The following is a 24,876-nucleotide window of genomic DNA, read 5'->3' on the forward strand; positions in this document are numbered from 1 at the left end:
CGTCAGGTCGCGGGCACGCCCAGGGGACGCAGGAAACCGTCGGGAATCACGATGTCCTCCGGCGAGAGGTCGTGCACCGAACTGTGCCCCATGCCGAGGAGCGCGCTGTCGATACCCATGCGCAGCACGTCGAGCACGTTCTCCACTCCGGCCTGTCCGCCGGCCGCGAGGCCCCAGAGATAGGCACGTCCGATCATGACGGCGCGCGCGCCGAGCGCGACGGCCTTGACGACGTCGCTGCCGCGCCGGATGCCACCGTCGAGCAACACCTCGATCTCGTCGCCGACGGCCTCCGCGACGGCGGGCAGCATGCGGATGGTCGCCGGGGTGCCGTCGAGGTTGTTGCCGCCGTGGTTCGACACGGAGATGGCCGAGAACCCGGCGTCCACAGCGCGTTTGGCGTCGTCGACCCGCGAGATGCCCTTGAGCATGAGGGGGCCGTCCCACTGGGCGCGCAGCCACGCGATGTCGTCCCAGGTGGGCGGCGGGGTCTGCTGCCACATCCCGTAGGCGCCGAAGAACGTCGGCATCTGCGGGGCACCGGGCGGGAGGATGTTGGGCGTGGTCAGGTCCGGCACCTTGCCGGTCTTCGCGAACTTGAGCAGCCACGCCGGACGCATGATGCCCTCCGGTGCGAACGTCATCATGGCCTTGAAGTCCATCTTCTCCGGGATGGCCGGGCTGCCCCAGTCGCGGCCGTAGGAGAACGACCAGTCGAGCGTGAGGATGATGCCGACCGCGCCGGCCGCCTTCGCCCGGTCCATCCGGGCCACCATCTCGTCCTTGGTTCCGAGCCAGTAGATCTGGAAGAAGGTCTGCGAGTTGACCGACGCGACGTCCTCGACCGACTTGGAGGCGAAGGAACTCAACCCGATGGCGGTGCCGCGCGCGGCGGCGGCGCGGGCGACCGCGAGTTCCCCGTCGGGATCGACGGCCTGCACTCCGGTCGGTGACATGATCACCGGCATCGAGATGTGCTGTCCCATGACCGAGGTCGACATGTCGCGCTCGTGCGCGTGCCCGGCCACGCGCGGGGCGAAGCCGAGCTCGCCGAACGCGGTCAGGTTGTCGTCGTACGTGCTCCCCCGCTCGGAACCGGCGATGAGCGCGGAGTACACCGACTTCGGCAATCGCTTCTGCGCGCGGCGCTGCGCCTCGGCGACCGTCTCCATCCAGGGCGCCTTCGACCACAGAGTTCTCATGGAGTGTCCTTCTCGCGCGACATGCCCGCGAGCGGGTTCTCGTCGCAGATCTTGGCCGGCGCGCCCTCGCGCCGAGTGAGGAGAGTGAGGGGAACCGAAGCGCGCGGCGTCGCGCGCTTCCCGGAACGGGAGTGATCGGCACTGGACTTCGGAACGTCGCCGCGGGTGCCGGCCAGGGCCGATTCTCCGTAGCCCTGAACGCATTCCGGATCGGGTCCGTCCATGGGCAGCCCGGTGAAGAACTTCGCGGCCATGCATCCGCCGCGGCACGCGTCGAAGTGCTGACACTTGGTGCAGGCGCCCGAGGTCTGCGGAGAGCGCAGCTCCTGGAACAGCTCCGAGGTCTGCCAGACGGCCTGGAAGCCGCCCATGGTCTCGGTGGCGTCGCGCACGATGTTGCCTGCGAGGAACTGCTCGTGGATCGCGAACGGGCACGCGTACACGTCGCCGATCGGGTCGATCAGGCACACCACTCGTCCCGCGCCGCACAGGTTGAGACCCGGCAGCGCGTCGCCGTAGGCGGAGAGGTGGAAGAACGAGTCACCGGTGAGCACCCCGTCGCCGTTCGCCACCAGCCAGTCGTAGAGCTCGCGCTGCTGTCCGGCGGTGGGGTGCAGATCGTCCCAGACGTCCGCGCCGCGGCCCGACGGCCGCAGCCGCGTGATGCGCAGTGTCGCACCGTATTCGTCGGCGAGCGCCTTGAAGTCGTCGAGCTGGCTCACGTTGTGCCGGGTGACGACGACGGAGATCTTCGCGTCTCGGAATCCGGCGTCGCGCAGGTTCTTCAGAGCGCGGACGGCCATGTCGAACGAGCCGGGACCACGGACCGCATCGTTGACCTCCGCGGTGGCGCCGTCGATGGAGATCTGCACGTCGACGTAATCGGATGCAGCCAGCCTCGCGGCGACCTTCTCGTCGATCTTGACGCCGTTGGTGGAGAACTTCACGCCCACCTGGTGATCGGTGGCGTAGTCCACCAGCTCCCAGAAGTCGCTGCGCACCGTGGGTTCACCACCGCCGATGTTGACGTAGAACACCTGCATCTTCTGCAGCTCGTCGATGATGGATTTGCACTGCTCCGTGGACAGTTCGCGCGGATCGCGGCGGCCGGAGGACGACAGGCAGTGCACGCACGAGAGGTTGCACGCGTACGTGAGCTCCCAGGTGAGGCAGATGGGAGCGTCGAGTCCGAGTTCGAACTGGTCGACCAAGCGGCCCACCGGCTGCTCGGGTCGGGCAAGTGTGGACGTCATGAGGCGTCTTCCTTCGCGGGAACGATCATGGTGGAGTCGGCCAGAACGCCGAGCGCATCGGCGTAGCGGTCCATCGCGTCCTCGGCGATGCCGGCGGCGAGAATGGCCGACCGGGCGTCGGGGTGATGGGGCAGGGACTGCACGATCTGCACGATCGTGGTGTTCTTCAAGAACGACAGCTTGCGAGTTCCGAAGTGGTAGAGCAACGCCCCGAAAGGTTCGGGGCGAAGCGCCACCTGCGGGTTCAGCTGCCATCCTCGGTCCACGTCCAGAGCGCGTGGGGGAAGGACGGTGGTCATCGAACGGCTCAGTACACGCCGCACATGCCGTCGATGGAGACTTCCTCCACCAGCGACTCCTGCACCAACGGCTCTTGCTCGACTGCGGTGTCCGCGTTCGTCTTGTCGGCCATGATTACCTCCATGAAGTGTGGTGATGATCCGTGCTCGCAGAGCGAGTGCTCTACGTCACACACGGTAATGGCATCGAGTGCACAATGGCAGTGATGGAGGCACAAAGACGTGAACCGTGAGCGGAAACCGTCCACTCGGGTAGGTCGGCGCCCCTCCACCACGCGGGGGCAGATCAGCGACGTCGGGATCGAGCTGTTCACCGCGCACGGATTCGACGAGACCAGCGTGGACGACATCGCGGAGGCCGCCGGTATCGCCCGGCGCACGTTCTTCCGCTACTTCCCCTCCAAGAACGCCGTTCCGTGGGGCGACTTCGACGCCGGACTGGCCGTGCTCCGGGCCCTGCTGGCCGACCTTCCGCCGGAGACCGGCGTGGCCGACGGGATCATGTCCGCGCTGCTGCAGTTCAACTCCTTTCCCGACGAGGAACGACCCGTCCACCGGCAGCGGATGCAGCTCATCCTCGAAGTGCCCGCCCTGCAGTCGTATTCGATGGTCATGTACCAGGGGTGGCGTCGGGTGATCGCCGAGTTCGTCGCGCGCCGCTCGGGACTGCAGCCCGAGGACCTGGCGCCGCGGACCGCCGGCTGGCTCGCACTCGGGGTGGCCATCGCCGCGTACGAACAGTGGCTCACCGACGACGGTCTCGATCTCGCCGAACTGCTGGTGGCCGGATCCGCGCCGCTCTACAGTGGACTGGCGTGATCCGCACAGCGACGGAAAGTCCACCATGACAGCACCTCTCGCCCCGTTCGATTCGCTCGCCCCGTGCGCTCCCGGCCTCTGGTCGCACGGCGACGTGACGGTCCGGCGGGTCTCGACGCTGTCCTCCGACGATCTGCGGGTCGACCGCCGCGGCGACTCGCTCGAGGTCACGCACACGCTCACCCCGGACCGACTGAGCGAGGCGTTGGTCGCGGACGTCACCGGCCGGGTCGCCGCGTCGGGCTTCGGACAGGACGACTTCGAGGCGGTGATGGTGGGGCTCGTGCGCTCCACCGTTGACGACCCCGTCGAGGCCTGGGCCACCTACTACCGCAACTCGCTGCGCGACCTGATGTCCGGCGCAGCGGATTTCGCTCCGATCCACGAACGCGCCGAGGCTCTGATCGACGGGAGCGTGCTGGATCTGGGATCGTGCTTCGGCTTCTTCCCGCTGCGTCTCGCCGCGCGCGGTGTCGCCGTCACCGCCACGGACATCCACGCCGGTACCGTCCGCCTGCTGGATGCGATGCGGGCCCCGCTCGGAATCGACCTCGACACTCTGGTGTGCGACGGCGGTGCGGTCCCCGTGCCCGACGGGTACGCCGACACCGTCACCGCGCTGCACCTGCTCGAGCACGTCGACACCGACCTCGGCGACACCATCGTCCGGGAGGCCCTGCGGGTCGCGAGGTCACGGGTGGTGCTCGCGGTGCCCTTCGAGGAGGAGGCGCAGGCGTGCCACGGTCACGTGCGCACGTTCGACCCGGACTCGCTCACCGCCCTGGCGGAGCGCAGCGGGCGTGCGTTCGAGGTGTCCGAGTACCACGGGGGCTGGGCGGTGCTGGACGCGCGCTGACCCCGGGGTCTCCGATCGACCGGGCTCGGATCGATCGCCGGTCAGATCAACCCGCCCTTGCCGGCGACGTACACCGCCTCGGCGCGCCGCGTGACGTGCAACTTGCGCATGATGTTGCTGACGTGGAACTTCACGGTGGTGGCGGAGATGAACAGCTCGGTTCCGATGGCGTTGTTCGACTTTCCGCCCGCGAGGAGGCGCAGCACCTCGAGCTCGCGATCGGTGAGGCGGCTCTCGGTCTCCCCCGATCCGTTGAGCGAACGCACCACTGCCGACGCACTACGGGCGTCGAACGCGGACTCCCCGCGCGCGACGGCCCGGATGGCGCGCACCAACTCGGTGGTGTCGACGTCCTTGACCACGTACCCGCGCGCGCCGGCGTGCACGGCCTCGACGACCAGCCGCTCGTCGAGGAAGGTGGTGAGCACCAGCAGTCCCATGCGCGGGTGCGACTTCGACAGCTGCTTGCACAGCACCAGCCCCTCGTAGTCCGAGCCGGCCGAGAGCTTGAGGTCCATCAACACCACGTCCGGATCGAGATGCGCCGCCGTCGCCGTCGCCTCGGCCAGGGACGCCGCCTCGCCGACGATGGTCAGGTCCGGCTCGCGTTCGAGGATCGATCGCAGCCCCTGACGCAGGATCGCGTGGTCGTCGACGAGCAGGATCGCGGTCATCGGAGCGCCTCCAGCGGCAGGGTCGCGGCGATGCGAATGCCGCCGAGCCGGGATCGACGTACCTCGAACACGCCGCCGAACTCCCGCACTCGAGTCGCCATGTTCACCAGTCCTCGATGGGATCCGCCCAGATCGCTCTTCTCGTTCAGCCGCAACACCGTTCGCAGCTCCTGCGGGTCTCCGTGGCCGTCGTCGTCGACGGTCAGCAGCACCGAGGCGTCGCGGTAGTTCAGCCGGAGCAGCGCCCGCGACGCGTCGGCGTGCACCGCCGTGTTGAACAGCGCCTCGCCCGCGATACGCAGCAGGGCGTGCTCGGCGTCCGACGAGAGTTCGACGTGGGTCCCGTGGATGTCGACGCGCACCTGCAGCTCGTCCGGCATGTGCACGACCCCGAGTTGGTCCAGCATCTCCGGCAACGTCGTCCGGGCCGCGTCCCCGGCGTGGTTGAGCGCGTAGATCGCCGAGCGCAGTTGATCCACCGCACGGCGCGTGAGGTCCTTGGCCAGGTGCAACCGATCCCGACGCTCGTCGTCGGGAATCTCCCCCCGGCACACCTCGATCTGCATGCCCGCGGACAGCACCGCCTGCGTCACGCTGTCGTGCAACTCTCGCGCGATGCGATGCCGCTCGTTGTCGATGACCTGGTGCCGGTGCACCGCACCGAGCTCTTTCTGCGTCGCTTCGAGTTCGGCATTGCGCGCGGCGAGGTCGGCCGCCGTCTCGCGCACGTTCTCGAACAACGCCGAATTCTGCAGTGCCACGGCGGTTTGCGAGGCCAGGATGGACAGGACGGCGCCGTCGGTGGCGTCGAGAGTGCGATCGGGTCCCGTCCACGCCGCGAAGGCCCCGACCACCCCGCCGCCGAGTTCGATGGGAACGAAGGCGAAATGGTGGTCGATCACCGACGCATCCGCCGCGGCGGCAGTACGAATGTCGTTCAGGCACTCGACCACGTCGGCGGGCAGGGGTGGGCCCTCGACGTCGTCGACGAGGAACGGCGTCGCGTCGGGTCCGAGGACGAGGCGCCGCGGACCGGCCGACGGGAGCGCGCCGTCGGCGAGGGCGAAGACCACCCACCGGGCCGAGAGGTGAGCGCGAGCCGCCTCGGCCACCGCGCAGATCAGCGTCTCCGGGCCCTCGACGGTGCGCACCAGCGCCTGCGAGATCAACTCCAGGGCGTGCACGACGCGCTCGAGGCGCTGGGCGGCGCCGCGGTACTGGGGATAGAAGCTGCTCTTGCCTGACCGCAATCCGGTGAGTCGCGAGAGGTCCGGGGTCGGGTCGAGGGTCACAGCGCGGTCCGGAAGAGGTCTTCGATGTCCCGATGCGTCGGGACCCGGGGGTTGGTGGCCATGCACGCGTCCTGCAGGGCGTTGGTCGCCAGCCGCGTCAGATCCGAGTCCTGCACGCCGAGTTCGCCGAGGGTTCGCGGAACGCCCACCTCGCGCGCCAGGGACTCGACGCGGTCGGCCACCGCGAGCGCGGCCTCCTCCGGTTCGCCGCGCCCCTCCGGCAGCCCGAGGCTCTGTGCGACGGTGACGTACGGCGCCGGATCCGCGGAGGCGTTGAAGCGGATGACGTGCGGGAGCAGAACCCCGTTGATGACGCCGTGCGGGAGGTCGAGCAGACCGCCGACCTGGTGACTCATCGCGTGCGCGGCGCCGAGGATGGCGTTGGTGAACGCGAGCCCGGCCTCCAGGCTGGCCTGCGCCATGACGGTGCGGGTCGCCATCACGTCGGGTGCGCGGATGGTCGCGGCCAGGGTGTCGATGACCAGCGTGACCGCCCGCAGCGCGTGGTGATCGGTGAGGGGATTGTGGGCGAGGGACACGAACGCCTCGATGCCGTGCGTGAGGGCGTCGAGTCCGGTTGCGGCACTGAGCCACTCGGGCATCGTGGCCAGCAACCGCGGATCGATGACCGTGATGTCGGGAACCAGGGCGCGGCCCAGGATGGTGATCTTGGTGTTCCGTGCGGTGTCGGTGACGATGCAGAACTGCGAGACGTCGGCGCCCGTGCCGGCCGTGGTCGGCACCATCACGAGCGGCGGAATGGGACTCGAGACCCGATCCACGCCCTCGTACGCCAGGATTCGACCACCGTTGGAGGCCAGGATCGCGACCCCCTTCGCCGCGTCCATGACGGATCCGCCGCCGAGCGCGACGATCACGTCGCACCCCTGATCGCGATAGAACGCGTGCCCCGCCTCGATCTCGTGATCCTTGGGGTTGGGGGTCAGGTCGCTCCACACCCGAGGTGCCATTCCGATGGCGCGCAGCTCCGCCTCGAGTTCGGCGGGCCACCCGGCGGCGAGGAGCCCCGGGTCGGTCACCAGCAGCGGCCGCGATCCGCCGAGGCGCGCCACCGCGAAGGCGGCCTCGCCGGTGGAGCCGATTCCGAAGACGATTTCGGGCGCGTGGAACTTGACGACGCGGCCCGACGCGGCCGCCCGGGTGGATCGAGTGCGGCCGCTCGCGAGATACGCCGCCGGTTCTCCGAAGGCGTTGTTCATGTGATCCAGCTTACGGTGCGTCGCGCGGCCGACCCCTACCCGAACGGGCAGGTTCGGGTCCGGTCTCACCGCAGCGCGTTGCCCAGCTCGGGAGCTCGTTCGACCAGTTGGCGGGCATCGCGCGCGACCACCACCCCGTCGCACACCTCGGCGTACTCCTCCATCGCACACGACGCCTGGTTCCAGTACCGCTTCGGTTCGGGGGTCACCCAGGCCACCCGGTGGACGCGGCGGGCGATGTCCTCGAGCTTGTCGACGCCGGGCGGCAGTCCGTTGCATCGGCCGTCGCCGACGATGATGACCGACGTGCGCGACGTGACGGCCGATCCGTGTTCGGACAGGACCTCCTCGAGCACACGGCCGTAGTCGCTGCTCGCCTCGAGGTCCAACTCGGGGCTCGACAGGACCGCGGCCAACGCGTCGTCTCCGGTGCTGCGGGCCAACAGATCGGTGACGTCGACGGGGCGATCGACGAAGGCGAGCACGGTGCACCGGTTCACCCGATGCCGCATGGACTGGGCGAGCCGCAGCGTGAACGCCGTGATGGGACGGACCGACAGCGACACGTCGGCGAGAACCAACAGCCGCACCCGCTCGGGGACCGGCGACCGCACGATCAGGTGGAACGGAACGCCGTCGGTCTTCATCCCGGCTCGGACGGTGCGGCGCATGTCGAGTCGGCCGTTCGCTCGTTCCCGAGGTCGGGGTCGGGGCGCTCCGCGCATGCGTCGCAACACTTCTCGGCACGCATCACCCACCTCGACCCGAGACGGCAGCGACGGATCCTCACTTCTGTCCGCGGTCGGCATCACCCCACCGGCGCTCTGCGCGAGGGCGTCGACGAAGGCCTCGACGGCCTCGACCAACCGATCGAGCTGGTGGCGGGTGAGCTCGTCGGAATCGAGCACGTCGCCGTAGACCGCGCTGGGATCGTAGGCGTCGAGCCAGGCGAGGACGCCGGACGGATCGTCCCACCGCAGCGTGCCCTGCGAGACGACGGCCTGGTCGGACGACAGGTCGCCGACCGTCGCGCTGTCCGCGCGGTCGACGTCCACGGTGAACGTGACACCCCGCCGGCCCGACGCCGAATCCGCGTCGACCGAGACCTGCGAGTCGCTGCTGGTGAGCGACAGATCGTCGTCGTCCTTGTGGGGATTGAAGCCCCTCTCCGCGTCGGGGGTGTCGAAGTACTCGCCCACGTCGGCCGCTCGCTCGTTGAAGTCCGCGTAGCGAGCGGTGTCGTGCTGGTCGTCGGACACCTCGAGGTCCGTCGGCAGTCCGCCGGCGGCCTCGGCGCCGCTGGGGCGACGCTGCCGGTCCTCGATCGTCGGAATCGGATCGAACAGGGCCGTGAACGCGCGATCGAAGCCGTCCTGTTCGTGCGAGTACTTGGCACACGTCGCCCGCAGCGCCGAGCGGAGCGTCGCACGATCCCGTGCCCCGACGAGCCCGAGGACCCGGCGGACCTCGATCACCTCGGCGGGCGACGCCGAGACCCCGTGCGCGCGGAGCAGCCTCCCGAACACGGCCGACACCACGTCGAGGACCAGGCTCGGCGTCCCGGTCACCGGCGGCCGGCGCTGGATGTCGGTCACCGGAGTCCGGCTCCCCCGCGGTCGCGGCCGCCGCGGCCGCGGAACGCCGCCGTCGTGGTGTTCGGCGGACGGCTGGCGACGCTGGGCGCGGGCTGCTGCGTCGCCGACGACGCGTCGTCCGGCGCGGCGGACTTCGACGGCTCCCCGTGGTGCCGCCGCACCACGTCCGCGTCGCTGCCGTACTTGAGCAACGCCGACATCAGGATTCCGCGCACCTTCTCGCTGTCGTGGTCCTTCAACAACATGGCTGCGCGGGCGGCGTCGATGACCTCCGACACGGACGGACTCTTGCGTAACGGCAACTCCCGCAACGACCGCGCGAGATCGACCACGTCGACCACCACGGCCTCCTCCACCTCCGGTGCGCGCGAGGACACGATCTCGCGCTCCATCTCCGCAGTGGGGAACGCGACGGAGAAGTGCAGGCATCGCCTCTTGAGTGCGGCGGAGAGCTCGCGAGTGTCGTTGGAGGTCAGTACGACCCACGGATCGGTCCGCGCCCGGAACGTGCCGACCTCGGGGATGGTGATCTGCTTCTCCGCGAGCACCTCGAGCAGCAACGCCTCCATGGACTCCTCGGTGCGGTCGACCTCGTCGATCAACAGCACCACCGGCTCCTCGGACAGGATCGCGTCGAGAAGCGGGCGGACGGCGAGGAACTTCTCGGAGTAGAGCCCGAAGTCCATGTCGGAGAGCATGGTCGACGCGGTCTCGAGGTCCGGTGCGTCCGCGAGCTCGGCGCTCATCCGATCGCGCAGCATCTGCACGTGCAGCAGTTGCTTGGCGTAGTCCCACTCGTAGAGGGCCCGATTGTCGTCGAGACCCTCGTAGCACTGGAGCCGCACCAGCCGGCGCCCGCCCGCGACGGCGAGCGCCTTGGCCAGTTCGGTCTTGCCGACTCCGGCCGGCCCCTCGAGCAACAGCGGACGATCCAGGGCGACGGCGAGGTGCACCACCACCGAGAGATCCTCCCCGGCGATGTAACCCGTCTCCCGAAGGGCATCGCGTACCCCTGCCGCGGTGGTGAGGTCCGCGTCGGGTTGCTGTCTGACGAAGGGGCCGGCCGTGGTCATCGAATCAGGTCCTCTCGGTGCAGGGTCGGTCGGTACGGGGGTCAGTACGAGTCGTTGATGCTGTGACCGACGACCGGGATCATCGAGTCGACCGTCACCTCGCGCGGGTTGCCCGGCGTGCACCAGTCGTCCTGGATGTGCTCGGAGATGGCGAGCACCGTCTTCTCGTCCCCGGAGATGACCTCGCCGCGGCCCTCGTACTTCCCGGTGTTCATCCGGTTCTTGTCGTAGAGACGGGTGTTCACCTGGCCGAAGTTGTCGGGGATACCGACGTCCTTCGACAGCCGGATGGCCGCTTCCACGGCGGCGTCGGCCGCTTGGACGGTGCTGAGGTTGCGGGTGTCCACGCCCAGCGCGCCGGCCAGCTGTGCGTACCGCTCGTAGCGGCTGGGCAGGTTGTACTCCCAGACCCGCGGTAGCGCGATCGCGTTGTTCAGACCGTGGTGGGAGTCGAAGAACGCGCTGACGGCGTGCGAGATGGAGTGCACGATGCCCAGACCGCCGGAGTTGAACGCCTGGCCGGCGATGTACTGCGCGTTCATCATTCCCTCGCGGGCCTTGAGGTTGCGCGGCTCGTACACGGCCTCGCGCAGGTTCTTCGCGACGAGCTCCACCGAGTAGAGCGCGTTACCCAGAGACGGGGCGAAGTCGAGTCGCGAGACGAACGGTTCGCTTCCGTGCGCGAGGACGTCGAACCCGCAGTACGCGGTGAAGTGCTGGGGGCAGGTGTAGTACAGCAGGGGGTCGTCGATCGCGACGGTCACGATGGACGCCTCGTCGAACGCCACCCACTTGTGCGGCTTGTCCATGTCCGAGGTGTCGGTGATGACGTACGCCCACGAGGTCTCGGAACCCGTTCCGGCCGTGGTGGACACGGCGATGTGGGGCGGGTTCTCCTTGTTCGTGGACTTCGAGAATCCCTCGAACTCGTTGATGTTGCGGCCGTCGTGCGCGATCACCACGCGGGCACCCTTGGCGGCGTCGTGGCTGGACCCGCCGCCGACGGAGATGATGCTGTCGCACTTCTCCTTCTGGTACAGCGCCGCGGCGTCCATGACGTTGTAGTCCTTGGGGTTCGACTCGACCTTGTCGAACAGCACGACCTCCACACCCTGGTACTCGATCTTGCCGATCAGCTCCTCGATGATGCCGGAGCCGCGCAGGCCGGTGGTCACCAGCAGCGAGCGCTTGAACCCGAGGTTCTTCGCCTCCACACCGATGATGTCGTGGGCTCCGACACCCAGGAGGGCGCGGGGGAACGGGTGGAACTCCTTGATGGGGAAGTCCCAGATCTGATTGAGCTCGATGGCCATCGCGAAAATCTCCTCGGGTCGGCGGTCGTTGTGACTGCCATCACCGTGCCTCGCGCGGGGCGCTCCGAGAAGGGAACGCGGGGCGAACCGTCCGGACGCGGGTCCGAACTACCCGACCGGGTAGGTCGATCACCTCTCCGGGTGACCTACGACCTGATCGACTCCGCCAGTAGGCGACCCGCCGCGAAACGCACTGCACTCTCCGGCAAAGCACCCGGTCGACCGGACAGCGTGACCCACAGCGCCCCCGTACCGGTGGACCGCGGAACGACCTCGGCAGATCGCCGCATCGTCTGGGCCGCGACCGCCTCCGCGCTGTCGAACAAGCGCACCCCGGGCTCGAACGAGCGCAGGATCTCGTCCGCCACCAGCGGATAGTGGGTGCAGCCCAACACGATCGCCTCGACGCCCGGCGGGGTGCGGTCCACCGCCGATGCGATCGCGACGGACACTGCGTCGGTGTCACCGCGGTCGATCGCGTCGGCGAGACCGTGACAGGCGACCGCGGCGACCGATGCGGACCGCGCGAACTCGTGGACCAGGCGCGCCTGGTAGGGCGAGGCGGTGGTCGCCGCGGTGGCCCAGATCGCGATCGAATCGTGCTCGCGCGCGGCCGGTTTGACGGCGGGCACGGTGCCGACGACCGGTACCGGTCCCAGCGCCGACCGCGCCGCGTCGAGGGCGATGACGCTCGCCGTGTTGCACGGGAGGACCACCACGTCCGCGCCCGCCTCGACCGCGCGCGTTGCGGTGTCGACGACCCGCTTCTCGGTCCAGCGAACGGGCTTGGGCCCCCAGGGTGCGTTGTCCGGGTCGAGGTACAGGTGCAGGTCGAGGGAGGGATGCAACCGGCGCAGATGCGCAGCGGTGGGCAGCGAGCCCAGCCCGGAGTCGATCAACGCGATGTGCACTGTCCCAAACTACCGCTCGTCGCGCTCGAACCGAGCGCGCGATCGCCACACTGACACCATGACCCCCTCCACGTTCGGCCGTCGTACCTTCGTCGCTGCCGTCGCCTCGGCCGCCGCACTCACCCTGATGCACGCACCTGTGGCACCCGCCGCCCCCGGTTCGCAGGGCGCTCCCCCCATCGCGCAGGCCCGCACCCTCGCCCTCGGATCCACCGTCACCGTGTTCGGAACGGTCACCACACCGCCCGGCGCCTTCGAGTCCAGCTTCTTCGACCGGGGTTTCGGCATCCAGGATCGCACCGCCGGCATCTACGTCAGCGCCACCGAACTCCCGGACGTCGCGATCGGCACCGCCGTCCGGGTGACCGGAACGCTCGACGACCAGGTGGGGCTGCTCGTCGTCCGCCCGACGTCCATCACCGCCCTCGGCGCTGCACGACCGGTGGTCCCCCGGACGGTGAAGGCTCGCGTGGTCGGTGAGGCGACGGAGTCGACGCTCGTGACGACCACGGGCCGGGTGACCGGCGCGATACTGGACGACCTGCCGTTCGGCTACAAGTTCACCATCGCCGATCAGAGCGGTGAGACCACCGTCTTCGTCAACCTCCAGAGCGGCATCGACGTCTCGGGCATCCGCGTCGGGCAGACCGTGCGGGTCACCGGAATGAGCAGCCAGTACGAGAGCACCTACGAGATCGATCCGCGGTTCCCGGCCGACCTGACCGTCGTCGGCTGACGTCGCTCACTCGCGGACGGACGACCGTAGCACCATCGTGGCGACCGCTCCGAGAGCCAGGGTCACCACGACGCAACCGTAGATCGTGGCCGTGACCAGAAGGCCGGCCGACGCGATGGCGACCCCGGCCACGATCGCGGGAACGCTGAACGCCAGATAGCTCAGCACGAGCGTCGTGGCGAGCACGCTTCCTCGATGCTCCGGCGGCGCCAGGGCGGCCACGATGCTCATCGAGCCCAGGAAGGTGGCTCCCCAGCCGAGACCCGATACCGCGGTGCCGAGGAAGAACACCGGAGCCGACGCCGTGTGCAATCCGAGAACGTTCAGGACGATTCCGGCGGCCAGCGTCAGCGCACCGCCGATCATCGCGGTACGCGCCGGCAGGGAGCGGGCGGCGGCCGCACCGATCGCTCCCGCCGTGAACATGGTGAAGATGTCGAGCCCACTCACCACCGCACCACGAATCTCGAAGACCGATCCCATGATCGACGGCCCCAGGGAGAGGTGGAAGCCACCCAGTGACCAGGTGGCGATCAGTGCCGGTACGACGGCCCAGAAGCGTGGCCCGATGGACCCCGGCAATCCGACGCGAGGGGTGAGCACTCGGACGACGTGACGTCGATCGTCGAAACCCGAACGGATCGCCGATTCCGGCACCGTGAGCACCAGCGCTGCGAGCACCGACAGTGAGACGATCGCGACGACGTAGACGAGGGTGGTGGGTAACGGAGCGAACTGCACCAGAAGCCCCGCACCGACGCCGCCCGCTCCGAGACCCAGCGCCGGTGCGACGGAGTTGATCAGCGGACCGAGCTGGGTGGACGGCTGCAGATCGATGATCGCGGCCGCGATCGCGCCCATCGCCGAGCCCGCGGCGAGGCCCTGCACGACGCGAGCGACGATCAGCCACTCGACGCCGTCGGCGAAGACGAACACGACCTGACTCGCGACCAACACGACGAGCGCCGCGACGATCACCGGTTTTCGCCCGACGTGATCGGACAGCGAACCCACGGTGAGCAGCGCCGCGAGAAGTGCGAACACGTAGACCGCGAAGACGATGGTGAGAGTCGACGAGGAGAAACCCCACCGCTCCTGGTAGACGGGGTAGAGCGGGGACGGTACGGCCGACGAGCCCATCACGGTGAAGAACACCACGGCCATGAGCCAGAACGATCGAACCGGAGTCATCGCGGTCCACGCGCGTCGGTCCGCGATGGTCACATCGGCCCTTCCGTCGTCATCGGTTGCACACGCACGAACGGCGCCCACCCCGAAGGGTGAGCGCCGTTCGTGTCGAACTGGACTTACTTGTTGATCTTCGTGACGCGACCGGCGCCGACGGTGCGGCCACCCTCACGGATCGCGAAACGCAGGCCCTCGTCCATGGCGACCGGCTGGATCAGCACGACGGACATCTCGGTGTTGTCACCGGGCATGACCATCTCGGTTCCTTCCGGCAACGTGACGACGCCGGTGACGTCGGTGGTGCGGAAGTAGAACTGCGGGCGGTAGTTGTTGAAGAACGGGGTGTGGCGACCGCCCTCGTCCTTCGACAGGATGTACGCCTGGCCTTCGAACTCCGTGTGGGGAGTCGTGGTGCCCGGCTTGACGACGACCTGTCCACGCTCGACGTCCTCGCGCTTGATGCCGCGGACGAGGAGGCCGACGTTGTCGCCCGCCTGGCCCGAGTCGAGCAGCTTGCGGAACATCTCGATGCCGGTGACGGTGGTCTTGGTCGACTTCTCCTTGATGCCCACGATCTCGACATCTTCGTTGACGTTGACCGAACCGCGCTCGATACGACCGGTGACGACGGTGCCACGACCGGTGATCGTGAAGACGTCCTCGACAGGCATGAGGAAGGGCTTCTCGGTCTCGCGGACGGGGTCCGGAACCGAGTCGTCGACGGCCTGCATGAGCTCGACGATGGACTCCGACCACTTCTCGTCGCCCTCGAGCGCCTTGAGTGCGGAGACCTTGACGACGGGGGCGTCCTCGTCGAACTCCTGGCCTGCGAGCAGCTCGCGGACCTCCATCTCGACGAGCTCGATGATCTCGTCGTCGTCGACCATGTCGGCCTTGTTCAGCGCGACGAGGATGTACGGCACGCCGACCTGGCGGGCGAGCAGCACGTGCTCACGCGTCTGGGGCATGGGGCCGTCCGTCGCGGCGACGACGAGGATGGCGCCGTCCATCTGCGCCGCACCCGTGATCATGTTCTTGATGTAGTCGGCGTGACCCGGTGCATCGACGTGCGCGTAGTGGCGCTTCTCGGTCTGGTACTCGACGTGGGAGATGTTGATCGTGATACCACGAGCCTTCTCCTCCGGAGCCTTGTCGATCTGATCGAAAGCCGATGCCTCGTTCAGGTCCGGGAACTTGTCGTGCAGAACCTTGGTGATTGCTGCCGTCAGCGTCGTCTTACCGTGGTCAACGTGACCGATGGTGCCGATGTTGACGTGCGGCTTCGTCCGATCGAACTTCGCCTTCGCCACTGTGTCCTCCTGGACTGTCTTGTTTCCTGCGTAATGCAGCTAACGGATTGTGGTGGTGCCGGGCCCGGTTGTGGAACCGGGCCCGTCGTGCGGGGGCTGATCCTGGTACGGAGAGTTACTCCACCGAGTTATTCGCCCGTGGCCTTCGCGATGATCTCCTTCGAGACGTTCGAGGGAACCTCTGCGTAGGAATCGAAGACCATGGAGTAGTTCGCGCGACCCTGGGTACGAGACCGCAGGTCACCGATGTAACCGAACATCTCCGACAACGGAACCAGCGCCTTGACGACACGGGCACCACTGCGTTCCTCCATGGCCTGAATCTGGCCACGGCGGGAGTTCACGTCGCCGATCACGTCGCCCATGTACTCCTCGGGCGTGATGACCTCGACTGCCATGAGGGGCTCGAGGATCACCGGACCGGCCTTGCGAGCCGCTTCCTTGAATGCCTGCGAACCCGCGATCTTGAACGCCATTTCCGACGAGTCGACGTCGTGGTACGCGCCGTCGAGCAGGATGAGCTTGACGTTCACCAGCGGGTAGCCGGCGAGAACGCCGTACTGCATCGCGTCCTGCGCACCGGCATCCACGGAGGGGATGTACTCGCGCGGGATACGACCGCCGGAGACCTTGTTCTCGAACTCGTAGGTCGCGCCGTCCTCGCCCGTGAAGGGCTCGAGGCCGATGATGACCTTCGCGAACTGGCCGGAGCCACCCGTCTGCTTCTTGTGGGTGAACTCCTGCTTCTCGACGATCTTGGTGATCGTCTCGCGGTAGGCCACCTGCGGCTTGCCGACGTTGGCCTCGACCTTGAACTCGCGACGCATGCGGTCGACGAGGATGTCGAGGTGGAGCTCGCCCATGCCGCCGATGACGGTCTGGCCGGTCTCCTCGTCGAGCTTGACCGAGAACGTCGGATCCTCTTCGGCCAGCTTCTGGATCGCCGTACCGAGCTTCTCCTGGTCGGACTTGGTCTTCGGCTCGATCGACACCTGGATGACCGGGTCCGGGAACGTCATCGACTCGAGGATGACCTGGTTCTGCGGATCGCAGAGGGTGTCACCCGTCGTCGTGTCCTTCAGACCGATCACGGCGTAGATGTGGCCGGCGCTGGCAGTCGCGACCGGGTTCTCCTTGTTGGAGTGCATCTGGAAGAGCTTGCCCAGACGCTCCTTCTTGCCCTTGGTCGAGTTGATGACCTGCGAGCCGGAGTCGACCTTGCCCGAGTACACGCGGACGTAGGTCAGCTTGCCGAAGAACGGGTGCGTGGCGATCTTGAACGCCAGTGCGGCGAAGGGCTCCTCGGACGACGGCTTGCGCGTGAGGATCTTCTCCTCGTCGTTCGGGGCGTGACCCTCGACCGACTCGACGTCGAGCGGCGACGGCAGGTAGTCGATGACCGCGTCGAGCATGGGCTGGACGCCCTTGTTCTTGAACGCGGAGCCGCACAGGATCGGGTAGAGCTCGGAGTTGACGGTCATCTTGCGGATGGCCGTCTTGACCTCGTCGATGGTGAGCTCGTCGCCGCTGAAGTGCTTCTCGAGCAACGCCTCGTCGGACTCCGCGACCGTTTCGAGGAGTTCGGTGCGGTACTGCTCCGCACGCTCCTTCAGGTCCTCGGGGATCTCGACGGTCTCGTAGGTCTCACCGAGCTTGGTCTCGCCGCGCCAGACCTTCGCGTTCATCTCGATCAGGTCGACGATGCCCTCGAAGCGGTCCTCGGCACCGATCGGCAACTGGATGACCAACGGCTTGGCGCCGAGGCGATCCTTGATGGTCTGCACGGTGAAGTAGAAATCCGCACCGAGCTTGTCCATCTTGTTGACGAAGCAGATACGCGGCACGTCGTACTTGTCGGCCTGACGCCACACCTGCTCGGACTGGGGCTCGACGCCCTCTTTGCCGTCGAAGACGGCGACGGCACCGTCGAGCACGCGGAGCGAACGCTCCACCTCGACCGTGAAGTCGACGTGCCCGGGGGTGTCGATGATGTTGATCTGGTTGTCGTTCCAGAAGCATGTCGTGGCAGCAGAAGTGATCGTGATGCCACGCTCCTGCTCCTGCTCCATCCAGTCCATGGTGGCTGCGCCGTCATGGACCTCACCGATCTTGTACGAGATACCGGTGTAGAAGAGGATGCGCTCGGTAGTGGTGGTCTTACCGGCATCGATGTGGGCCATGATGCCGATGTTGCGGACCTTGTTCAGGTCGGTCAGCACGTCCTGTGCCACGAATTCATCCCGCCTTGGTGTTGGAAGAAGTGAGTCGTTGGGTCGACGTGCGAGTGACGGAGGATGTTTCCCGACGCCACCCGCACGAGATCACCAGCGGTAGTGCGCGAATGCCTTGTTGGCTTCCGCCATCTTGTGCGTGTCCTCGCGACGCTTGACTGCTGCGCCGAGACCGTTGCTGGCATCGAGGAGTTCGTTGGCCAGACGTTCGACCATCGTCTTCTCGCGGCGAGCCCGCGAGAAGGTGACGAGCCAGCGCAGAGCCAGCGTGGTCGAACGACCCGGACGAACCTCGACCGGGACCTGGTAGGTGGCGCCACCGACACGACGGCTGCGGACCTCGAGGGCCGGCTTCACGTTGTCGAGTGCGCGCTTGAGCGTGACGACGGGATCGGTCCCGGTCTTCTCGCGCGCCTGCTCGAGTGCCTGGTAGACGATGCGCTCCGCGGTCGACTTCTTGCCGTCGAGGAGGATCTTGTTGACGAGCTGCGTGACCAACGGGGACCCGTAGACGGGGTCGTTGATCAGCGGGCGCTTCGGTGCTGGGCCCTTGCGTGGCATATCAGCTCTTCTCCTTCTTGGCGCCGTACTTGCTTCGACCCTGCTTGCGGGCCTTGACGCCCTGGGTGTCGAGCGAGCCACGGATGATCTTGTAGCGCACACCCGGGAGGTCCTTCACACGACCACCGCGAACGAGCACCATCGAGTGCTCCTGCAGGTTGTGGCCTTCACCGGGGATGTAGGCGGTGACCTCCACCGCGGTGGTCAAGCGCACACGCGCGACCTTACGGAGAGCGGAGTTCGGCTTCTTGGGCGTCGTGGTGTACACGCGAGTGCACACACCGCGGCGCTGCGGACTGCCCTTGAGGGCAGCGGTCTTCAGTTTCGCGACCTTGTCGGTGCGACCCTTGCGGACCAGCTGGTTGATTGTTGGCATGAACCGGCTTTCTTCGTGTCGAGAATCAGGGATCTAGCAGTTGGAGCAAGAAAACGCTGCTCCTCACCCAGTGGTGCTGCCGCGGGCCGTTCCTCACCCCGCGGTCGGGTGTGTCGCATACCCCCACACGGTAGCCACGGCGCTTGCTCTTGACGGACGAGAGCCACGGCTGTACCTCGCATAGGCACACAGACGTTCCGGGCGTGCCGGACACAACCTGTGACGATACCCGTCGGCGCGCCTTCGGGTCAAAACGCCCCGGCATCGGCTATCGGCATCGGCTGTCGAGGGTCAGGCACTGAGGTTGAGGGAGAGCTGCATCAACGTCCGTGCGGCCTCGCAGGCGTCGACCCCGCTCTCGGGGCGCAACTGCACCCACCATCCGATGACGCCCACGTCCGGCGACGGCGCGGTGACGCCGCACGACCCGGGGTCCTCCGGTTGCCGGATCTCCAGCGCCGTTCGGGCCGAGACCGTGATGTCGGTGACCGTCCAGCCCAACTGCTCGTTGGCGGCTCGCTCCACCTCCATCGATCCGTTCTCGAACCAGTCGAACGTCACCTTCACCGGCCCGGTCGCGCCGACGACGTCCCAGCGGCAGATGGCCCCGAGGAAACCGCGCACGATCAGGTCGCCGCCCACCACCTGCGCGATCTGCTCGTCGGTCACCGTCTCACACTCCTGGAGCAACGAGCGGAACTCCCCGTTCGAGGTGTCCACTCCCGCCGCGGTGGGGGTGCCCTCGATCGTCGATCCGCAGCCGGCGAGCAACCCGACGGCGGCCGCCGCGGCCATCACCGCGCGGACGCGGCTCACCGGGCTCGCTCCGCGACGAGCTCGAGCAACGACGTCGCCACGACGCACGGGTCCGCGGTGGGCGGCGAATCGGCGTACGTGACGGAGAAGTGGACGAAATCGGACCCGTACTGCAGGGCGTTCTCGCAGAGGATCGGCTGACCGAGCGCGTTCAGCGCCTGCGCGGTGAAGCCGGGCTGCCCGTCGATCTCGATGTCGGCGGCGGGACGGCCGATCATCTCCGACCCCATGCGCTCGCGGCCGATGGGACTGCCGCGGTACCAGGAGAAACTGACCGAGGGTCCCGTCGGGCCCGTGACCTCCCACTCGCAGCCGACGGAGTTCCGGGTGACGACGGCGAACGCGGGGACGCCGAAGGCCGCGAGGACCTCGTCGTCGGTCAGTCCCCCGCACACGCCGAAGAACGGTCCGGGTTCCGCCGCCGCGCCCGCGGCGGGAGCGTCGTCACCGGCGGGGGGCGCGTCGTCGCTGCCGCACGCGGTGACCCCGAACAGGACGACGGCCGCGGCGCCGGCCCATCGCGCGAGGTTCATGTCCGGCACCTTAACCGAGGGGACGAGCGTCAGGCATTCGTCGGTTCGGCGGTCGAACCCAGGGCCTCGTCCAACTGCGCGGACCAGGCCCGCACGACCTCGCCGCGCCGCTTGGCGTCGTCGGTCAGGACGTCGGCCAGACCCAGCCCGCGGGCGAGGTCGAGCGTGGCCTGCACCAACCGGTGCACCTGCGGATCGGAATCGTCGACGCCCAGATTCTCGACGGCCATGCGATGCGCTCGCCGACCGAAGCGCTCTTCCAGCGGCTGGATCCGGTCCTTGAGCTCCGGATCGGCCGCGGCCGCCGTCCACACCTGCAGTGCCGCCTTGAACAGGGGCCCGGTGTAGTACTCGACCAGGCGGCTCACGACCGCCTCGGTGCGCCCCGGTCCGGCCGGGATGGACTCCGCTTCCCGACGCGCCGCGCCGGTCCGCTCGTCGAACATGTACTCGAGCGCGGCGGTGATGAGGTCCTCCCGCGTCGGGAAGTGGTGCTGGGTGGCCCCGCGGGACACCCCCGCCCGCTCGGCCACCAGGCCCACCGTCGTCGCGTTCCACCCGCTGGTCGCGAGCGAATCGATGGTCGCCGCGAGCAGGCGCTGTCGGGTGGCCCGGCTGCGGTCCTGCTTGGGCTCGCGGGCTTTCGGTTCACGGGCTTTCGGTTCACGGACTCGGGGGATGTCGCGGGTGGTCATCGGTCTACTTCCCTGCCGTCGAGGTGGCCGGCGTCGAGGTGGCCCAGCGCGGTGGGCGCTTCTCCAGGAAGGACATCATCCCCTCCCGCGCCTCCTCCGACGCGAACAGCCTCGCCGAACGCTCCGCCAACTCGGCGCTGCGCCTCTCGACATCCGCGAGAATCGCCTCGGTCGTCAGCCGCTTCGACTCCGCCAGTCCCTGGGGCGACGCCTTCCGGAACTCGGCCAACCACCCGTCCGCGACCGCGCCGGGATCCGTCGATGCGGCGGTGATCAGGCCCATGGCCTCGGCCTCGTCCGGACCGAACTTCTCACCTGTGAGGAAGTAGCGACCGGCGGCGCGGGAGCTCATCCGGGGCAGCAGGGTGAGCGAGACGATCGAGGGTGCGAGCCCCAGTCGCGCTTCGGTGAGTGCGAACGTGGTGCCCGGCCCGGCTACCATGAGATCGCACGCACCGACCAACCCCATCCCGCCGGCTCGGACGTGGCCGTCGATGCGACCGACGACCGGTTTCGGGGTGCGCAGAATCGCGGTCAGCACGTCGACCATCTGCTGGGTACGCCCCTCGGGCGAACTGCCCGCCTCGGTGAGATCGGCTCCGGCGCAGAACGTTCCCCCGGTGTGGGTCAGCACGATGGCGCGCACGTCCGCGTTGGACGCCGCGTGGGACAGGCCCGCGGTGAGTTCCTCGACCAGCCGAGTCGACAGCGCGTTGCGATTACGGGGCGAGTCGAGCGCCAGGGTGCACACCCCGTCCGCGACCTCGACCGTGACGACCGGCGTCATCAGTACGACTTCGGCAGACCCAGCGAGTGCTGCGAGACGAAGTTGAGGATCATCTCGCGGCTCACCGGGGCGACCCGTGCGATGCGTGCCGCGCCGAGCATCGCGGCCAGTCCGTACTCCTGCATGAGTCCCGCGCCGCCGTGCGTCTGGATCGCCTGGTCGAGGGCCTTGATGCTGGCCTCCGCCGCGGCGTACTTGGCCATGTTGGCTGCTTCGGCCGCCGCGAAATCGTCGCCGGAGTCGTAGAGGAACGCGGCCTTCTGCATCATCACCTTGGCCAGCTCCATCTCGATCTTCACCTGCGCCAGCGGATGCGCGATGCCCTGGTGGGCACCGATGGGCGTCTTCCAGACGGTGCGCTCGTTGGCGTACCGAACGGCGGCGTCGATCGCGTACCGCGCCATCCCGACGGCCATCGCCGCACCGAGGATGCGCTCGGGGTTCAGTCCGGCGAAGAGCTGCATCATGGCCGAGTCGACGTCGCCGACGAGCGCGTCGGCGGGCAACCGGACGTCGTCGAGGAACAGGGTGAACTGGTGGTCCGGCTCGATGATGTCCATCTGCATCGCCGTCTTCTCCAGGCCCGGCGAATCGGTGGGCACGATGAACAGCGCCGGCTTCAGCTTGCCGGTCTTGCTGTCCTCCATCCGCGCGACGACGAGCACCGCGTCCGCCTGGTCGACGCCGGAGATGTAGACCTTGTTCCCGCTCAGAACCCAGTCGTCTCCATCGCGGCGAGCGAACGTGGTGATCTTGTGCGAGTTGGATCCCGCGCTGGGCTCGGTGATGCCGAAGACCATGATCTTGGACCCGTCCGCCAGCGGGGGCAGCCACGTCTGCTTCTGGCTGTCCGTGCCGTACTTGGCGATGATGGTGCCGCAGATGGCCGGGCTGACGACCACCAGCAGCAGCCCCGCGCCGTGCGACGCGAGCTCTTCCTGGACCAGCGCGAGCTCGTAGATTCCGGCACCGCCGCCGCCGTACTCCTCCGGGAGGTTCACCCCGAGGAAGCCCAGTTGTCCGGCCTCGTTCCACAATTCGGTGAGCGGCTCCCCGCGCCGGCTCTTGGGGAGCGCGTACTCGAGGTAGTTGTAGCGCTTGCCCAGCGACGAGACCGCGGCGCGCAGGCCCTTCTGCTCTTCGGTTTCCACCAAACTCATGATCGATCTCCTTCTTCGAGTGCTTCTGCTGTCACCACGGCGAGCACGGCGCCCACCTCGACCTGCCGGCCGACGTCGACGGTCAGCTCGGTCAACGTCCCGGCCACCGGCGCCTTCACGATGTGCTCCATCTTCATCGCCTCGAGCCACAGGATCGGCTGGCCGACCGTGACGGTGTCGCCCACCTGCGCACCGAGCCGCACCACGTTGCCCGGCATCGGCGCGAGCAGCGACCCTTCGGCCACGCTCTCCGACGGGTCCACGAAACGGGGCGCGGCCGTCAGATGGACCGGTCCGAACGACGAATCGACGAACACCTCGCGTCCGTAGCGGGCCACGTCGAAGCTCCGCCGCACGCCGTCGTGGTCGAGCACGACGCGATCGGCGGTCGCCGACACCAGCCCGACGGAACCGACGTCCGTGACCAGCCCGGACCGGGTCCGGCGGTACTCGACCCCGACGGTCTCCTCACCGCTGGTGAACGACCGGGTGGTGTTCTGCGACGGCATGTTCCGCCAGCCGCTGGGCAGGTGCCGGTTCACGACGGCGCGCTCGCGCTCGTCCGCGGACTCGGCCACCGCAGCGGCGAGGGCGGACAGTCGACGGCCCTCCGCGTCGACGACGGGCCGCGACAGCACCGCGAGATCGTGCGTGGCGAAGAATGCGGTGTCGGTGTCGCCCGCCAGGAACGCCGGGTGGCGCAGCACCGTCACCAGCAGGTCTCGGTTGGTCCGGAGCCCGTGGATGCGTGCGCCGCTCAGCGCGGTGGCCAACAGCGAGGCCGCCTGTGTCCGCGTCGGAGCGAGCGAGACGACCTTGGCCAACATCGGGTCGTAGTGGACGCCGACGACACTGCCGTCGCGCACGCCGGAGTCGACGCGAATCCCCCTGCCGCGCAGCAGATCGAATTCCGTCACCCGGCCGAAGTCGATGCGGTGGACGGTGCCGCTCTGCGGCTGCCAGTCCTTCGCCGGGTCCTCGGCGTAGAGGCGCACCTCGATCGAGTGTCCGGTGGTCTCGGGCTGCCGGTCCGGTAGCGCGCCGCCCTCCGCGACGTGCAGTTGCAGCGACACCAGGTCGAGTCCGGTGGTGCACTCGGTGACCGGGTGTTCGACCTGGAGCCGGGTGTTCATCTCCAGGAAGAAGAACTCGCCGCGCTCGTCCGCGAGGAACTCGACCGTGCCCGCGCCCTCGTACCCGATGGCCTCGGTCGCGAGTCGTGCCGCGTGGAACAGCCTGTCCCGCATGCCCTCGACACGCTCCACGAGCGGTGAGGGAGCCTCCTCGACGACCTTCTGGTGTCGACGCTGGATCGAGCACTCACGCTCCCCCACCGTCCACACCGTGCCGTGCCGATCGGCCATCACCTGCACCTCGATGTGCCGACCGGTCTCGAGGTAGCGCTCGCAGAACACCGTCGGATCCCCGAAGGCCGACTGCGCCTCGCGCTGCGCGGCCTCGATCTCGTCGGCGAGCACCGCGGAGTCGCGGACCACACGCATCCCGCGACCTCCGCCGCCGGCGGAGGCCTTGATCAGCACGGGCAGATCCGCGTCGGTGACGGTCGCCGGATCGAGTTGCTCGAGCACCGGCACCCCGGCCGCTCGCATCATCGCCTTCGACTCGACCTTCGACCCCATCGACTCGATGGCCTTCACGGGCGGCCCGATCCACGTCAACCCCGCGTCCTGGACCTGACCGGCGAACCCGGCGTTCTCGGAGAGGAATCCGTATCCGGGGTGCACCGCGTCCGCACCGGCGGCCTTCGCCGCCGCGATGATCAGCTCACCGCGCAGGTAGGTCTCGGCGGACGACGAGCCCGGAAGGCGAACGGCCACATCGGCGTCCGACACGTGCGGGGAGTCCGCGTCCGCGTCGGAGAAGACGGCAACGGTGGCATACCCGTCGCGACGGCAGGTCGCGAAGACGCGCCGGGCGATCTCGCCGCGGTTGGCGACCAACACTGAGCGCATGGG

Annotated in this window: 25 protein-coding genes; 3 read left to right on the forward strand and 22 right to left on the reverse strand. The window is 68.2% G+C overall.

What is annotated here, in order from left to right; translation table 11 throughout:
* Positions 1-2: 2 nt before the first annotated feature.
* The 4 genes from mftD to mftA are packed head-to-tail and all read right to left on the reverse strand — an operon-like array spanning position 3 to position 2,867.
* Positions 3-1,202 carry a pre-mycofactocin synthase MftD gene (gene mftD / locus ACY466_RS17240; protein WP_463246906.1) on the reverse strand — a complete coding sequence of 400 codons (1,200 nt, stop codon included), beginning with the start codon at positions 1,200-1,202 and terminating at the stop codon, positions 3-5.
* Complete coding sequence (gene mftC, locus ACY466_RS17245) at positions 1,199-2,455, reverse strand: mycofactocin radical SAM maturase (RefSeq protein ID WP_463246909.1); 1,257 nt, start codon at positions 2,453-2,455, stop codon at positions 1,199-1,201. Before mftC ends, mftD begins: the two co-directional genes overlap by 4 nt.
* Positions 2,452-2,754, reverse strand: a complete 303-nt coding sequence (gene mftB / locus ACY466_RS17250) for a mycofactocin biosynthesis chaperone MftB (RefSeq protein ID WP_463246912.1) — start codon at positions 2,752-2,754, stop codon at positions 2,452-2,454. The genes mftC and mftB overlap by 4 nt, the downstream gene beginning before the upstream one ends.
* 8 nt (positions 2,755-2,762) lie before the next feature.
* The gene (gene mftA / locus ACY466_RS17255) at positions 2,763-2,867 is read right to left on the reverse strand and encodes a mycofactocin precursor MftA (RefSeq protein WP_463246915.1); all 105 of its coding nucleotides are present in this window, start codon (positions 2,865-2,867) and stop codon (positions 2,763-2,765) included.
* 109 nt (positions 2,868-2,976) lie between these two features.
* Between mftA and mftR the strand changes: the two genes are divergently transcribed.
* Positions 2,977-3,573 carry a mycofactocin system transcriptional regulator gene (gene mftR / locus ACY466_RS17260; RefSeq protein WP_463246918.1) on the forward strand — a complete coding sequence of 199 codons (597 nt, stop codon included), beginning with the start codon at positions 2,977-2,979 and terminating at the stop codon, positions 3,571-3,573.
* 25 nt (positions 3,574-3,598) lie between these two features.
* On the forward strand, positions 3,599-4,429 hold the full coding sequence (gene mftM, locus ACY466_RS17265; RefSeq protein ID WP_463246922.1) for a mycofactocin oligosaccharide methyltransferase MftM: 831 nt from the start codon (positions 3,599-3,601) through the stop codon (positions 4,427-4,429).
* A gap of 41 nt (positions 4,430-4,470) precedes the next feature.
* On the opposite strand, the gene ACY466_RS17270 is transcribed toward mftM, so the two are convergent.
* The 7 genes from ACY466_RS17270 to ACY466_RS17300 all read right to left on the reverse strand — a co-directional run bounded on the left by ACY466_RS17270 (position 4,471) and on the right by ACY466_RS17300 (position 12,507).
* Positions 4,471-5,103 (reverse strand): MadR family response regulator transcription factor, encoded by a 633-nt coding sequence (locus tag ACY466_RS17270; protein WP_463246925.1) that lies wholly within the window; start codon positions 5,101-5,103, stop codon positions 4,471-4,473.
* Positions 5,100-6,395: a MadS family sensor histidine kinase gene (locus tag ACY466_RS17275; RefSeq protein ID WP_463246928.1), complete on the reverse strand. Its 1,296-nt coding sequence runs from the start codon at positions 6,393-6,395 to the stop codon at positions 5,100-5,102. Before ACY466_RS17275 ends, ACY466_RS17270 begins: the two co-directional genes overlap by 4 nt.
* Positions 6,392-7,615 carry an iron-containing alcohol dehydrogenase gene (locus ACY466_RS17280; protein WP_463246930.1) on the reverse strand — a complete coding sequence of 408 codons (1,224 nt, stop codon included), beginning with the start codon at positions 7,613-7,615 and terminating at the stop codon, positions 6,392-6,394. Before ACY466_RS17280 ends, ACY466_RS17275 begins: the two co-directional genes overlap by 4 nt.
* Positions 7,616-7,680: 65 nt before the next feature.
* Positions 7,681-9,210 (reverse strand): MadC family VWA domain-containing protein, encoded by a 1,530-nt coding sequence (gene madC, locus ACY466_RS17285; RefSeq protein ID WP_463246933.1) that lies wholly within the window; start codon positions 9,208-9,210, stop codon positions 7,681-7,683.
* The gene (locus ACY466_RS17290) at positions 9,207-10,283 is read right to left on the reverse strand and encodes a MadB family AAA-type ATPase (RefSeq protein WP_463246936.1); all 1,077 of its coding nucleotides are present in this window, start codon (positions 10,281-10,283) and stop codon (positions 9,207-9,209) included. Before ACY466_RS17290 ends, madC begins: the two co-directional genes overlap by 4 nt.
* A gap of 41 nt (positions 10,284-10,324) precedes the next feature.
* The gene (gene mdo, locus ACY466_RS17295) at positions 10,325-11,596 is read right to left on the reverse strand and encodes an NDMA-dependent methanol dehydrogenase (protein WP_463246938.1); all 1,272 of its coding nucleotides are present in this window, start codon (positions 11,594-11,596) and stop codon (positions 10,325-10,327) included.
* A gap of 146 nt (positions 11,597-11,742) precedes the next feature.
* Positions 11,743-12,507 (reverse strand): glutamate racemase, encoded by a 765-nt coding sequence (locus ACY466_RS17300; RefSeq protein ID WP_463246940.1) that lies wholly within the window; start codon positions 12,505-12,507, stop codon positions 11,743-11,745.
* Positions 12,508-12,565: 58 nt separating this feature from the next.
* Here ACY466_RS17300 and ACY466_RS17305 point away from each other — a divergent pair, with 58 nt between their 5' ends.
* Entirely contained in the window at positions 12,566-13,243 is a 678-nt protein-coding gene (locus ACY466_RS17305; RefSeq protein ID WP_463246943.1) for a single stranded DNA-binding domain-containing protein, read from the forward strand.
* Positions 13,244-13,249: 6 nt separating this feature from the next.
* Here ACY466_RS17305 and ACY466_RS17310 read toward each other — a convergent pair whose 3' ends face one another.
* From ACY466_RS17310 to ACY466_RS17360, 11 genes are all read right to left on the reverse strand, one after another.
* Entirely contained in the window at positions 13,250-14,467 is a 1,218-nt protein-coding gene (locus tag ACY466_RS17310; RefSeq protein WP_463246945.1) for an MFS transporter, read from the reverse strand.
* A gap of 83 nt (positions 14,468-14,550) precedes the next feature.
* A complete protein-coding gene (tuf, locus tag ACY466_RS17315; protein WP_463246947.1) occupies positions 14,551-15,741 on the reverse strand; it encodes an elongation factor Tu in 1,191 nt (396 codons plus the stop codon).
* A 128-nt stretch (positions 15,742-15,869) separates the two neighbouring features.
* Positions 15,870-17,972 carry an elongation factor G gene (gene fusA / locus ACY466_RS17320; RefSeq protein WP_463246949.1) on the reverse strand — a complete coding sequence of 701 codons (2,103 nt, stop codon included), beginning with the start codon at positions 17,970-17,972 and terminating at the stop codon, positions 15,870-15,872.
* A gap of 90 nt (positions 17,973-18,062) precedes the next feature.
* The gene (rpsG, locus tag ACY466_RS17325) at positions 18,063-18,533 is read right to left on the reverse strand and encodes a 30S ribosomal protein S7 (protein WP_003941856.1); all 471 of its coding nucleotides are present in this window, start codon (positions 18,531-18,533) and stop codon (positions 18,063-18,065) included.
* A gap of 1 nt (position 18,534) precedes the next feature.
* Positions 18,535-18,909, reverse strand: a complete 375-nt coding sequence (rpsL, locus tag ACY466_RS17330) for a 30S ribosomal protein S12 (RefSeq protein WP_463246953.1) — start codon at positions 18,907-18,909, stop codon at positions 18,535-18,537.
* Positions 18,910-19,200: 291 nt separating this feature from the next.
* The gene (locus tag ACY466_RS17335) at positions 19,201-19,704 is read right to left on the reverse strand and encodes a DUF3558 domain-containing protein (protein ID WP_463252336.1); all 504 of its coding nucleotides are present in this window, start codon (positions 19,702-19,704) and stop codon (positions 19,201-19,203) included.
* 17 nt (positions 19,705-19,721) lie between these two features.
* Positions 19,722-20,258, reverse strand: coding sequence for a DUF3558 domain-containing protein (locus ACY466_RS17340; RefSeq protein ID WP_463246956.1), 537 nt, complete (start codon positions 20,256-20,258; stop codon positions 19,722-19,724).
* Positions 20,259-20,287: 29 nt separating this feature from the next.
* Entirely contained in the window at positions 20,288-20,953 is a 666-nt protein-coding gene (locus tag ACY466_RS17345; protein ID WP_463246959.1) for a TetR/AcrR family transcriptional regulator, read from the reverse strand.
* A 4-nt stretch (positions 20,954-20,957) separates the two neighbouring features.
* Entirely contained in the window at positions 20,958-21,740 is a 783-nt protein-coding gene (locus ACY466_RS17350) for an enoyl-CoA hydratase family protein (RefSeq protein ID WP_463246962.1), read from the reverse strand.
* Positions 21,740-22,900: an acyl-CoA dehydrogenase family protein gene (locus ACY466_RS17355; protein WP_463246964.1), complete on the reverse strand. Its 1,161-nt coding sequence runs from the start codon at positions 22,898-22,900 to the stop codon at positions 21,740-21,742. Before ACY466_RS17355 ends, ACY466_RS17350 begins: the two co-directional genes overlap by 1 nt.
* Positions 22,897-24,873, reverse strand: a complete 1,977-nt coding sequence (locus ACY466_RS17360; protein ID WP_463246966.1) for an acetyl/propionyl/methylcrotonyl-CoA carboxylase subunit alpha — start codon at positions 24,871-24,873, stop codon at positions 22,897-22,899. Before ACY466_RS17360 ends, ACY466_RS17355 begins: the two co-directional genes overlap by 4 nt.
* Positions 24,874-24,876 lie beyond the last annotated feature (3 nt).

The sequence above is a fragment of the Rhodococcus sp. K11/5 genome (assembly GCF_055193735.1).

Excerpts from the sequence above, each read along its gene's own strand:
- ACY466_RS17345 (WP_463246959.1), bottom strand. The coding sequence starts at position 20,953 with ATGACCACCCGCGACATCCCCCGAGTCCGTGAACCGAAAGCCCGTGAA.
- ACY466_RS17350 (WP_463246962.1), bottom strand. The coding sequence starts at position 21,740 with ATGACGCCGGTCGTCACGGTCGAGGTCGCGGACGGGGTGTGCACCCTG.
- mftC (WP_463246909.1), bottom strand. The coding sequence starts at position 2,455 with ATGACGTCCACACTTGCCCGACCCGAGCAGCCGGTGGGCCGCTTGGTC.
- ACY466_RS17270 (WP_463246925.1), bottom strand. The coding sequence starts at position 5,103 with ATGACCGCGATCCTGCTCGTCGACGACCACGCGATCCTGCGTCAGGGG.
- mftB (WP_463246912.1), bottom strand. The coding sequence starts at position 2,754 with ATGACCACCGTCCTTCCCCCACGCGCTCTGGACGTGGACCGAGGATGG.
- rpsL (WP_463246953.1), bottom strand. The coding sequence starts at position 18,909 with ATGCCAACAATCAACCAGCTGGTCCGCAAGGGTCGCACCGACAAGGTC.
- ACY466_RS17280 (WP_463246930.1), bottom strand. The coding sequence starts at position 7,615 with ATGAACAACGCCTTCGGAGAACCGGCGGCGTATCTCGCGAGCGGCCGC.
- ACY466_RS17290 (WP_463246936.1), bottom strand. The coding sequence starts at position 10,283 with ATGACCACGGCCGGCCCCTTCGTCAGACAGCAACCCGACGCGGACCTC.
- ACY466_RS17360 (WP_463246966.1), bottom strand. The coding sequence starts at position 24,873 with ATGCGCTCAGTGTTGGTCGCCAACCGCGGCGAGATCGCCCGGCGCGTC.
- ACY466_RS17355 (WP_463246964.1), bottom strand. The coding sequence starts at position 22,900 with ATGAGTTTGGTGGAAACCGAAGAGCAGAAGGGCCTGCGCGCCGCGGTC.
- ACY466_RS17305 (WP_463246943.1), top strand. The coding sequence starts at position 12,566 with ATGACCCCCTCCACGTTCGGCCGTCGTACCTTCGTCGCTGCCGTCGCC.
- mdo (WP_463246938.1), bottom strand. The coding sequence starts at position 11,596 with ATGGCCATCGAGCTCAATCAGATCTGGGACTTCCCCATCAAGGAGTTC.
- ACY466_RS17335 (WP_463252336.1), bottom strand. The coding sequence starts at position 19,704 with ATGGCCGCGGCGGCCGCCGTCGGGTTGCTCGCCGGCTGCGGATCGACG.
- rpsG (WP_003941856.1), bottom strand. The coding sequence starts at position 18,533 with ATGCCACGCAAGGGCCCAGCACCGAAGCGCCCGCTGATCAACGACCCC.
- ACY466_RS17340 (WP_463246956.1), bottom strand. The coding sequence starts at position 20,258 with ATGAACCTCGCGCGATGGGCCGGCGCCGCGGCCGTCGTCCTGTTCGGG.
- mftA (WP_463246915.1), bottom strand. The coding sequence starts at position 2,867 with ATGGCCGACAAGACGAACGCGGACACCGCAGTCGAGCAAGAGCCGTTG.
- mftM (WP_463246922.1), top strand. The coding sequence starts at position 3,599 with ATGACAGCACCTCTCGCCCCGTTCGATTCGCTCGCCCCGTGCGCTCCC.
- mftD (WP_463246906.1), bottom strand. The coding sequence starts at position 1,202 with ATGAGAACTCTGTGGTCGAAGGCGCCCTGGATGGAGACGGTCGCCGAG.